The sequence below is a fragment of the Paenibacillus sp. MAHUQ-45 genome (assembly GCF_058133325.1).
Window position 1 is genome coordinate 41286 of sequence record NZ_JBYUPV010000007.1, and the last position, 11900, is coordinate 53185.

8 protein-coding genes are annotated in these 11900 nt (G+C 49.0%); 1 reads left to right on the forward strand and 7 read right to left on the reverse strand.

The genetic code is table 11. From position 1 onward, the window contains the following. Positions 1-61: 61 nt before the first annotated feature. Complete coding sequence (locus tag AC3Y23_RS16120; protein ID WP_379200677.1) at positions 62-2122, reverse strand: alpha-galactosidase; 2061 nt, start codon at positions 2120-2122, stop codon at positions 62-64. 269 nt (positions 2123-2391) lie between these two features. Between AC3Y23_RS16120 and AC3Y23_RS16125 the strand changes: the two genes are divergently transcribed. Next, positions 2392-2784, forward strand: a complete 393-nt coding sequence (locus tag AC3Y23_RS16125; protein ID WP_379200679.1) for a hypothetical protein — start codon at positions 2392-2394, stop codon at positions 2782-2784. 11 nt (positions 2785-2795) lie between these two features. Here the strand turns inward: AC3Y23_RS16125 and AC3Y23_RS16130 are convergent, their stop codons facing one another. From AC3Y23_RS16130 to AC3Y23_RS16155, 6 genes are all read right to left on the reverse strand, one after another. Further along, positions 2796-3596, reverse strand: a complete 801-nt coding sequence (locus AC3Y23_RS16130; protein WP_379200681.1) for a phosphotransferase — start codon at positions 3594-3596, stop codon at positions 2796-2798. Between the two features lie 216 nt (positions 3597-3812). Beyond that, the gene (locus AC3Y23_RS16135; RefSeq protein WP_379200683.1) at positions 3813-6191 is read right to left on the reverse strand and encodes a glycoside hydrolase family 95 protein; all 2379 of its coding nucleotides are present in this window, start codon (positions 6189-6191) and stop codon (positions 3813-3815) included. A gap of 48 nt (positions 6192-6239) precedes the next feature. Further along, complete coding sequence (locus tag AC3Y23_RS16140) at positions 6240-7898, reverse strand: right-handed parallel beta-helix repeat-containing protein (RefSeq protein WP_379200686.1); 1659 nt, start codon at positions 7896-7898, stop codon at positions 6240-6242. 117 nt (positions 7899-8015) lie between these two features. Next, complete coding sequence (locus AC3Y23_RS16145; RefSeq protein ID WP_379200688.1) at positions 8016-9149, reverse strand: SGNH/GDSL hydrolase family protein; 1134 nt, start codon at positions 9147-9149, stop codon at positions 8016-8018. A gap of 93 nt (positions 9150-9242) precedes the next feature. After that, positions 9243-10859, reverse strand: a complete 1617-nt coding sequence (locus AC3Y23_RS16150; protein WP_379201221.1) for an extracellular solute-binding protein — start codon at positions 10857-10859, stop codon at positions 9243-9245. A 137-nt stretch (positions 10860-10996) separates the two neighbouring features. Further along, positions 10997-11899, reverse strand: coding sequence for a carbohydrate ABC transporter permease (locus tag AC3Y23_RS16155; protein ID WP_379200690.1), 903 nt, complete (start codon positions 11897-11899; stop codon positions 10997-10999). Position 11900: the final 1 nt, after the last annotated feature.

Consider the following 11900-nt stretch of genomic DNA (forward strand, 5'->3'; position numbering starts at 1 on the left):
AATCATTATCATCGTGCTATCCTGGCACATGTTTTCTTTGCCAGCAAGATGTGATTGTTTATCAATCTGCCTTTACCGTCAATTTGAATATTTTGGATTCGGCTGGCTCCAGATTCAGCGTCAGAACACCCGCTACTTCTCCTTGTGAACCTTCCCACAGATCTTGAAGGCTATAACGCGCCGTGGCATCTAGTCCAGCACGTTCCAGGGAGATGGATTTATGCGCAGCTTGTGCAGCATCGAAGTTGAAGACCGCCAGATAGAAAGCATTCTCTTCTGTAGCTTCTAGCACAAACAAGTCGGAAGCCTGCTTGCCAAGGTCTCCTTCCACAGGACGGAAAGTCTGGCCCAAGCGAGCTACATGCATGATCTCCTTATTGCCCAGCCATTCTTTTGCCCGTGCAGCAGCCTCTTCCTTGCGGAAGTCATCCCCCATCAATAGCACTGTACCAGCGATGACCGATGCGGTCAGGCGGCTTCGGCCTTCATGCCACCCAGTAGCCTCCTGGTTAAAGCTCTTGTATAGCACGGAATGGTCCGGATCATTGTAACGGTACAATGTATTGCTCATCCACCAGCCGTGTGTCAGCGAGTTCAACAGATACTCGGTATCTTGCAATGTCCCGAAGACGTCGCAGGATACGCGGCGGCTGTGTGCAAAAGCATAAGGGAACAGCGGAGCGATGGACAGATTAATGAAGAACGGCCGGCCAATGACTTCCGGTGAGAGCTTGTTCTGCAAGTAAGTCATACCGTAATGGTAAGCCGCGATTCCGGTTGTGATCTCCGGATTGTGATGCTGTCCTTCCAGCGCGCCATGTACCAGGAAATCCAACTTAATGTATTCGAACCCTTCTGAGATGAATTTGTTCGTGAACCAATCGATTCTCTGCAGGTTGCCGGGGTGTGTAGGGTCAATAGCCAGTCCGCCGTCAACATCCGGCAAAATCTCACCCTCACTGTCTCGCAGCAGAATATCTCCATAAGTGTATTTGCCGTCTGTCCCTTCAACAAGCTGTCCGAATTGCGCCGGACTTCCCCAGAAGGCAAATGGTGTCCAGTACGTTCCCGCTCTATGACCGTTCTGACGTACACGTTCTAGCGCATCCTTCATTTCTTCCGGGGTAAAGTTATCCCAGAAAGCATCGAAGTTGATGTACACGGTGTCCTCGCTTTGGAAGCCGAGCGGCTGCACTTCATTTTTCAAAAAATCACTGGTCGATGTGTACAAGTCATAATTCAACTCCGTCATCGCCGCCGACCAGCTATTCCAGCCTACAGGAACGCCACCCTCCCATGGAAGCTGGGCTTCAATCCAGGTGTTGGCCCGGCCATAGGCTTCGAGTCCTTCCCGGTAATCTTCGTAGAAGCCGATAAATACGAGCGGGGATTCCACTCTCTTGCCCTTCACATAACCGTGCGCTTGGCTATCGCGGGTCAGCTCACTAGTAGCACCGCCGTAAAGATCAAGCTCCTCGATCCCGCCGACCTTTTCACTTTTAATACGAATACCCGTTTTCCACACTTTGTGACTGATGGAACCCATAATAATTCCCCGGCGGCTGTCTGCCGCGAACAAAGCCGTTGCCTCATAGCTCTCGATATCCAGCGGCGGTTTTACAACTGTATAACGAACCCATTTGTCATTGTCGAACGGTACACGCAAGATACTGAGTTCCTCTGGCTGTCCTGTTGCTCCGCCTACAATCACTTCTCTGGTCTGCACAACGGCGAGACGGTTGGTCTTCAGCTCTTCATCACTTACAATTGCGCTTTGTACAAGGACAAAAGATGAAGATTCATAAATATAGAAATGCTGCTCCAACTGCGGCAGCAACGATGTTTCGTGCAAGATCACCAGATGGATGCCTTTCCCGAAGCCTTCACGAACAACCTCTTCCTGTGACTTCAGTTGGTGGCTCTCATAGTGTTCTGTACCGTATTCCCGGCCCTGCCAGCGGAATGCGCTACGGATTCCCTTCACATGTGAGGTGTTGCTCTCGATGCTAGCTCCACCTTTTACGAGATCAATCTCCAGGCTTACATGACCGTTCGTCACCCGGATCAGAGCTTCGTCCTGTTGTTCTACTTGCACTTGTACAGATGTATCGCTAGTTAGCATAAGATGCCTCCTTAATGTTTCATGCTGGTCCTTGAGTAGAATAAGCACTGCCCTTACCCAAGTCTGCCCTCATTATAAAGAGAGAATAAAGCGTTTACCATGCAACGATCTTCCGATCCATATCGCGATTTAACACTGTTCGAATCTGGTGTCCTGTCGTACGAAGTAGCCAAGTATCTGCGTTCAAGAATTTGCAACTTTTTCGCATCACCCCCGTCTGTATTCACAAAAGAGTAAAAAAATTCTAAATCCTTAAAGGTGGAAGTGTTATGAAAATTAAACTGGTGCTGTTATCAATCTTTTTATTAATTCTACTTACGGGATGTACTCATAATTCAGCCAAACAATCTAACGTTACCAATTCAAAAGATACCCATACAGAATCTTCCGAAAGTTGGCCGTTTGACAAGCTAATTAGGTTTAATAAACATGTTTATATGGGGTCTGATGATAAGATAGCTATAACTGAGGTTCAAGAACTGCTCGGGGTGATCGAAAACTCTTCTGACGATGAAACAATTGCAAGTAAAGAGAATTTTTCAAATTATTATCCCGTTGGAACAAAGCTATATACAATACAAGGCTCTTCTTCTCAAGAGGCCATTGCAATTGAAATAGATAAAGATACTTATGTTTTAGCAAAAATAAATAAAGATCATTGAGATTTCGGCCTCTATATCCAATCTTCGAAATGATCTGTTACAAAAATAATCTCACTCTCATAGTGCGCCAAGTGACCCTCATCAACCATTTTTTGAAAAGCAGGATTTCCGGCGGCGGCACCATTTCGTAGCGTATCACACAATACGACCAAACGCCTAACAATCCACTGTTGCAGATTATTAGGGACATTCATTCCATAAGATTCAAAAAATAAATGAATTCGCCGACGACGCTCTGCGGCATGTAATTCATATTGGTACCCTACTGTCCTTCCAGAAGAATGGTCAGGGGCGAAACTCGCAAGCGGAACCGATGTGTAAAGGGAGTACGCAATGTCCCACATACGCGGACCTGGGCCTGCCATGTCAAAATCAATCAGTGCCACAGGAATCTCCTTTTGAAAGACAACATTGTACAACGCCGCGTCATTATGACAGATCACTTCATGGTCAGCATCGTCGGCATAACTAAGCTGCCATCTGTTCTCCGTATTGGGACTGAATAATTTAGTCGCATCATGGAAACGACGCATAAGGCGTGCCAAGCCCACAAGTGTTTCGTCCGACCACATGTACGGTTCAAGTTGTGGATAATTGTCCCCTGGAACTTCTCCAGGAATAAATGTCAATACTTCACGACCAGAGTCATCGATTCCGAGAAATCTTGGTGCTCCCTCATAGCCTTGTTTCTCCAGATGTTGGAGAAGTTCATGAACATTCGGACTCCAATCACCTATAGGGCGGCGAACAGTATTCGCCATACGGACGATGTGATTTACGTTACCACCCTGCAACACTTCTTCCTGAGTCACTAGGTTTCATTCCTCTCTTTTCAGCGCATTATCTATTACAGATTTTTGACTGTTCGTTATGGAAACTACTCCCCTAATAATAACAAAATGTACAAAATCATCGTTTATAGAAAACAATTAAAACCAAACTATCCGCAGAATATGTAAAAAACAGCAGCAGGAATCCGTCTTTCCGGTTCCTGCCGCTGTCTCGTTTCCTTGCTGATAAGTCTAATGCTATCCGACTAGGGTCAGCTTGTATGTCTTTCCTGCTTCGGTAGCGAAGCTAAGAGTTCCCGCTGTGGAATGCTCGACTTTAACTGTGTTATCGCCTTCGGTGACTACCAGCGAAGCCGCGCTGCGAATCACACAATCCGTGCCCAATTGGGAGACGATCGTAGCTTCCGTCAGTTGTCCGTTATCCCAGTGGATATCCACTTCAAAGCCGCCACGTGCACGCAGGCCTTCCACGCTACCCTGCTGCCATTCGTCCGGCAACGCTGGAAGCAGCTCCAGGTATGGACGATGCGATTGCAGCAGCATCTCGGCAATTCCGGCAGATGCCGCGAAGTTGCCGTCAATCTGGAACGGCGGATGTGCGCCAAGCAGGTTGGCGTATACACCACCGTGGTTGTACTGCTCCGATTCTCCGTCCTTCACCAGGCGCAGCATGTTGGAGAGCAGGCGCAAGGAACGGTTGCCGTCCCCGAATCGGCCCCATAAGGCGACTCTCCAGCCGAGGCTCCAGCCTGTGCTCTCATCGCCGCGCCGCTCCAGTGAGGTCTTCGCAGCAGTGAAGAGCTCCGGTGTCTCCTCTTCCGATAACTGACGTCCCGGATACACCCCGACCAGATGCGAAGTATGCCGGTGGTATGTATCTTCATCCTCGAAGTCCTTCGACCATTCCTGCAATTGACCGTACTTGCCAACCTGGAGTGGCTGCAGACGCTCGCGGGCAGTTTCCAGTTCTTCTCTGAAGGCTTGATCCGTGCCTAGCTGCGTTGAAGCTTCGATGCAGTTGGTGAACAGTTCCCAGATCAGCGAGATGTCCATTGTGGAACCAGGGCTGACTGCGGCTACGCCTTCCGCTGTCCGGAATTTGTGTTCCGGGGAAGTCGAGGGCGAAGTCACCAGATGTCCGCTGCCATCCTCAATGAGCCAATCCAGCGCGAAGAGGGCTGCTTCCTTCAGCACGGGATAGGCGGTGCTACGCAGGTACTCTTCATCTCCACCAAAAGCATAATGCTCCCACAAATGCTGTGTCAGCCAGATACCGCCCATTGGCCAGTAAGCCCAGCTTGGATCGCCGTCGCCATAGTCACCAACAGGAGCGGTTTGTGCCCACAAATCAGCATTGTGATGCGCAGTCCAGCCCCGCGTTCCGTAATTGACCCGGGCCGTCTCGGCGCCGTTCTTGGCCAAATTCCCGATCATCTCCAGCAGCGGCTCATGACATTCTGCAAGGTTGCAGATTTCAGCCGGCCAGTAGTTCATTTCCGTGTTGATATTCAGTGTGTAGTTGCTGCTCCATGGCGGACGGGTGAATGCATTCCAAATGCCCTGGAGATTCGCGGCTTGCGTGCCAGGACGAGAGCTGGCAATCAGCAAATAACGTCCATAGTGAAAGAGCAATTCCACAAGACCCGGATCTTGGGCTGCATAAGTTGTAATCCGCTGTTCGGTAGACATATCCTCCGCAGCAAGCGATTTGCCAAGTGACAGCTTCACCCGGTCGAACAGGGAGCGATAATCTGCAACATGTGCTTCACGCAGGCTCGGGTATGGTTTGTCTACCGCACCCGCAAGATGGGATGCAGCAATAGCAGAAGCATCCTTCCCTTCTTGGCCCGGAATCTTGTCATATCCATTAAAGCCTGTAGCCGCACTGAAATAGAACGTAGCCGCTGTCGCATCCAGCACATGAACGCCGCTGCCATCAACGGTTACCTTACCATCCTCAGCCTTCACAGTTAGTTGGCCCTCAAAGGCCATCCCCTTGCTATGGCCAGGTTCACCGTATCGGATAGGATTGTCACTTCCAAAATAGCTAGGGTCCACATGCTCTGGTGCTATTCCTGACAATACGAAGCTGTCGCCCTGTGCATGAAGGCTATGCCGCAGCGGACTATCCAGGGTCGCGTGTACATTCAGCGTACCAGGTGCGCTAGTGGTCAGTCGCAGTACAAGAACCTGATCTGGATGTGAAGCGAACATTTCACGGGTATAAGTGACATTGCCGATCTTGTATTCCACTCGATGGATTGCATTCTCTACATCCAGCGTCCGCTTATAGGAATGAGAGATACTGCCGTGTTCAAATCGGAGCAGCAGATCACCAAAAGGCAGATAGGATTGGGTATATGGCCCCAGCATATTGCGGGTCTCCGTGTCAGCCTCTTCATAGCGGCCTTCTTCTATCAGCTTCCGTACCTTAGGCAAAGCTTCCTTGGCGCCTGGATTATTTCCATCCTTCGGATATCCCGACCATAGCGTATCCTCGTTCAGACTGATTTTCTCTTGCTCCACACCACCGAAAATCATACCACCCAGACGTCCGTTACCAATCGGCAGTCCTTCGGTCCACACATTTGCTGGCTTGTCATATTGAAGTTTCATGTGCTCTCTCCTCCACTATCAATCATTAACAGTATGTTCGATCAGATCTTATTCAGCTGTGAGTGTATTATCCGCAATATCCACTCCGCTGCAGGCGGTTAAGACAATCGCCTCATCAAGGCTGGGTAGACTGTTCCCGCTATCGGTCACGATTTCATTGGATTGGAAAATCAGACCGGATGTGCTCTTGGCGCTTAAGGCCAGCGTGTTCTTCAACTCGAATCGATTCCCCGTTATAATAATCCCCTGGTGAACAGGAGCGTTCTCATCAACGTCTACGTTCTCTGGCGAAATGAAGATCACTGGATGCTCGCCGCTGCCGCACTCCACAAAACGATTGCCGGTGATGGTTACATCCTCCACCTTTCCGGACTCATACCAGGACTCGGCATCCACCGCGATTAGAACCGCGTTCATATGCATGCGCTCAAACGTATTGTTCGCGATCACCGCTTTGCGGCGGCTCGTCACGAGTATGCCCCGGGTTGGAACACGGGCAAAGTGATTATTGACAACCTCAACCTCTGCGGTCCAGGTTACATTCTCGATAACATCGTGACTGCCAATACCTTCCGGAGCCGGGTCGGCCAGGGTTAGCAGAAGCTCGCGCGGATTGAGAGACTCCACTGCAACCACTTTGCCCTTCGCATAGGTGGTCAACGAGCCGGAACGGACAAATTCAATCTCATCATCAGGATGAAAGGCCAGAAATCCGTAGGTCTGGTGATGCATGAACCGGACCTTGACTACATTCGCCGCCGGCTGCTCTACAATTCGCAGATAAGTGCCGTGAACATTAACGGGATCATCATGAGAACCGGCAAAATAACCGTCCGCCACGGTGACTTTGCCCCGACAGCTCGACATATGGATGAAATCTGCGAAACCAGTGACGGTCCGTCTCGTTTCCGGTCGCGGTGATAAGTCCATCCGGCGGAACGTGAGATTTTCGCTGAACTGGCCTACAATCCCAAGTCCATGCAGAAAATGCAATCCAACATCTGTGAAAGAGACATTGGAGCTTCCCGTAATGAAGACCCCGACCTGATCGCGAATACCGTCACGGTTCTGCAGGACATGTCCTAGAACAACCTCTGGCTGAAAATCAAAGTGCAGGCGCAGTTTCATTGGCTCCAGTTCTTCGACAGACGTTGCTTGTTCCAGCCAGTTATCCATCCGCCAAGTTGTATTACGAACCGGATCATAGGTCTGCATCGGACCTTCCGTGAAGCTCCAGCCCTCACCGATCCAGACCAGCCGTCCATCCCTGATCTCATAGCGAGAATCGTGATGAACCTCCGTATCGAAGTAATCAGGGCCACTGCTGACAATAGTCATCTCCGTTACGGTAGGCCGATAATAATCGGTATGCAGGTTACGAATCTCCACATCTGAGCAGCCGTCCAGCAAGATCATGGTCTGTTTGCCATGGAAAATAAACAGAGCACCGTTGCCCTCCAATGTGAAATTATGCAGACCTTTCAGCAGAATGCCAATGGTCTTCGTCACATCCGGGTTTTCAGTCTCACTCGTCGTATTGGAGATATAATAGGGCGCCCTAATAGCTTCATCTACGTAAAAATGATAGCTTCCTTTGGCGCAGTCCAGCACAACAGGTCCAGAAATCTCGGCTGCTGCCTGGAGCGCACGGGTCATGGCCCCTTGGGTGTCCAGTTCTGTATCCGGCTGTGCCCCGTAATCCGTCAAACGGATAATCGTTGGGGTTGCAATAAAGTCTTGTTCTGCAGAATGAATGAGTCTTCCCGCCTCTCTATTCTTGTAACCGCTTAATAAGAGGCAGTATAATACCTCTTCCCTAGATAATCAATTACTTAATATCTTCATAATGCGCAAACTAGTGCCCTTACTGGCTTCATCCTTCGTTCCAGTGATCCGAACCGTGACCTGCATTTCCTTCCGCTGCTCCTGAAGAGGGAACGTTGCCAGGATCGGCCTGTGCGCCAGCGGACACCACTCATCGAACAGATTTACAGATGTAAAAGAGCTGCCGTTTACCGAATACTCAAATATCCCGCTATCCGGTCCATACAGTAGCAACAGACCTGCGCTTTGGCCGGTGACGGTGAAGGTGTACGCCGCTTCCAGACTATCCGTATATAAATGCTCCGTTCCGAAACGCCAGTTCATCAGCGGATCTTCCGGCGACAGCTCGCGGAGTTCGAATCCGTCCGTGTGAGCACCGGCACGAAAATCGAGCAGGTTGCCGTATTCGTAATTCTTTTCTTCCAGAGGAGAGATCGCTCTTACATCCTCAAGCTTCAATTCGGTGCCGTCAGGAGCAAGAGCGATATCTAAATATTCGCGCAAAAAGCCCGCATAAAGGGCATGGCCATCGTCATTGGGATGGTACCCATCCGGGGCCAAGTCTGTCCATTCCATGCGACCCGCCTGTGTCTCTTCATAGACTCTGGCGGCAAAGTTGACAGACGGAAGATGATAATGTGCTGCCACTTCTTCATGGACAGCAATGTTAAACGGATGACTGCCCGACAGATTCTTCTCCGCTGCCGTATACAGGAAACAGATATCGGTATTCGGCGACAGCCGCCCACATTGGCGAACAATACCTTCCATACCTCTGATCGATTCTTCCCGGTCACTGCCATCATTGACGCTAAACTCAACAAACAATAGATCAATTCTTCCGTGCCGTAGCACGTGCTCCTGCAACCGGTGCGCCCCCAGTGTGGAAGTCGTGCCGCCCACTCCAGCATTGATGAAGTGGAACTCCTGATCGGCAAAACGTTCCTGCAAATACTTCCCGGTCAACGCTCTCCAGCTAGTGGCATCCGCATCCGAAGCGCCAGCTCCTTCTGTAATGGAACCGCCCAGAAAGGCAATAGTCACTGGTGCTTTTTTCGCAAGACTAGCACTTGTACCCGGTAGTCCTCTGCGTGAAACTACAAATGAATGATTGCAATGTTTCTCGTCTGTCATGACTCATCCTCCAGCAATAATATCTGTCTCTGAAAATAAAGAAATCAGGTGCTGGGTCTATCGTACAGCACCTGATTCTGATTTTAATAGTTATTATTTAGAACTATCGTAAGCCTTTTGTAAAATTTCGAGGTAACGGTCAAGCTTCAGGTTCTGAAGGCCTTTTACATAAGCATCCCAGTCCTTGTTCAGATCCTTGTTACCAGTGATGAATTGCAATTGGTTTTGCTCGATGTAGTTCTTCAAGTTGGTCTGTAGCATACTGGCTTCATCAATCTCATTTGGATCAATCCAGATGGACCAGATTGGGAACAATTCTTTAGGCTCATGACCCTGGTATAGCAGAGTCGCATCATACAGTCTGCGTTCATAGCTGCTTGAATCGTAGATGTCAGTACCTTGAACGTAGGTATCACGGTATTCTTTTGGCTCATAGAAGTGACCCATGCCGCTCCAGCCCGCATTGGAAGGTGCAGCACCTTCAACCGGTGGAATGGTTTTGACCATTGGTTTAACATCTTTACCCAGCGCTACATCGCCTTCTTCCGGATCTGTCCAGCCAGTCCCCTTCATACCTGCTGCAGCGTTCGTTTGACCTTCAGGTGTAAACATGTAATCCACCATTTTGATCAGAGCAATTTGTGCTTCTTTGCTTGCTTTGTTAGTGATCACGAATTTCGCACCTGGAGCTACACCGCCACCATCATGCGTAGCATAGGAAACCCCTTGAGGTCCGGTAATCGGCGGCAGTGGATTATAATGTGCCGAACGAGTATTGCCCGGATCGATGTTCACGAAGATCGCTGGGTGCATGCCCGCACCAGCACCCAAAATTTCTGCGTCAGCATTTTCACCAATCTTCTTAAAGGCCTCAGCGTTTTGTGTAAATGCGCCCGGATCAATCAGACCTTCATCAAACAGAGATTTGATGTAAGTCAATCCTTCTTTCCACTCTGGTGTGATTGCAGAGGATTGAACTTTTCCATCTACCATTTGCAGGTAGTTACGATCATCATCATAGACAAAGGCATTCATCAAGTAAGGAACAACCCGTACACCAAACTCCTCAATGGAACCACTCAGTGGCACTTCATCCGCTTTACCATTGCCATTTGGATCTTGTGTTTTAAAGGCTTTCAGAACATTCTTGAACTCTTCTGTAGTTTTTGGCATTTCCAAGTTAAGCTTTTTCAACCACTCGGTATTCAACCACATTTTGTTCGGGTAGGAACAGTGGAAACATTCTGTGTAGGCTACAAGTCCGTAGATATTGCCATCAGGCGCTGTATTAAACGTTTTCAAAGCAGGATTCTGCTCCATGGCAGCTTTAATGTTAGGTGCATATTCATTAATCAGATCGTTCAGCGGAATGAGTACGCCTTGCTTACCATATTTCAGCAGATCGGCTTGCGAGAACTGGTCAATATAGTGGGTAAGCAGGTAAGCATCAGGATAGTCACCGCTGGCCAGCGAGATCTGGCGTTTTTCCTGGGCACCGTCCGAAGGGTTAATCTGCCATTTAAATTTGAAGTTGAACTTGTCTTCCACAAATTTCGAGAATTTGTTGGTCGGTAGGTCGATTCCAGACTCCTGAACAGAGAACACACTGATTTCAACCGGTTTGCCAGACGAGTTGCTAGATGGTGAGTTGCTGGATGCGTTATCTGTATTTTTACTAGCACATCCACTAATTACAACCGTAAACGCCATTACTAGAGTTAGTAAAGTTATCAAGCTTTTCTTCTTCAAATCCCATCACTCCCTTTTGTAGTTTAGCAGTTGATACGAAGATCCCTTGAATGTAAAACTGCGGGCATCCCTCCTCTCCATGTAATAAAACCTTAGGATCAGCCCTTAACAGAACCAACCAGCATTCCCTGTACAAAATAACGTTGTACAAACGGATAGATAACCAGTACAGGCAAGGTGGCGACCACAATCAATGAATATTTCAGTAGCTCAGACAGCTGCTGTTTCTCCACCATTTTCCCTACGTCCATGGCCCCGCCGGCGCTGTTATTCTGAATAATGATGCTTCGCAGGACTAGCTGCAGCGGGAACAGGTCTGCTGATTTCAGATAAATCAACGCATCGAAATACGCATTCCACTGGCCCACTGCATACATGAGAACCAGTACAGCGAGAATCGGCTTCGACAACGGGAGTACAACGCTCCAGATGAATCGCATATCACTGCAGCCGTCGATCTCACTAGCTTCCATAAGCTCCTCAGGAATGGAGGATTGAAAGAACGAGCGAGCAATAATGACCTGCCATACCCAAATGGCATTGGGAATCAGCAGCGCCCAGCGTGTGTCAATTAGATGCATCTCCCTTACCACCAAGTAGGTCGGAATCAGACCGCCGCTGAAAATCATGGTGAAGGTGATGAACATCATCAGCGTGTTGCGCCCGAAAAAGCCTTTGCGGGACAGTGGGTAAGCAATCATAACCGTCAAAGTCACACTGATCAACGTTCCCGCCGCGGTGTAGAAAATGGAGTTGCCATAACCGGTGATAATTTCAGGTGTTTTGAATAATACTTCGAAACCTTTGAAGGATATATCTACAGGCCAGAGCCAAACACGGCCGGAAGTAACGGCTGCCGGACTGCTGATCGAACTGCTGACTATAAAGATCAACGGATAAAGTACAGCGATAACCACGAGGCCGAGCACAAGATAGATCGTGAATAGAAATGCTCTGTCTCCTGCGGATTCTTTAATCTTTTTCTGAACTGTTGCTGCCATA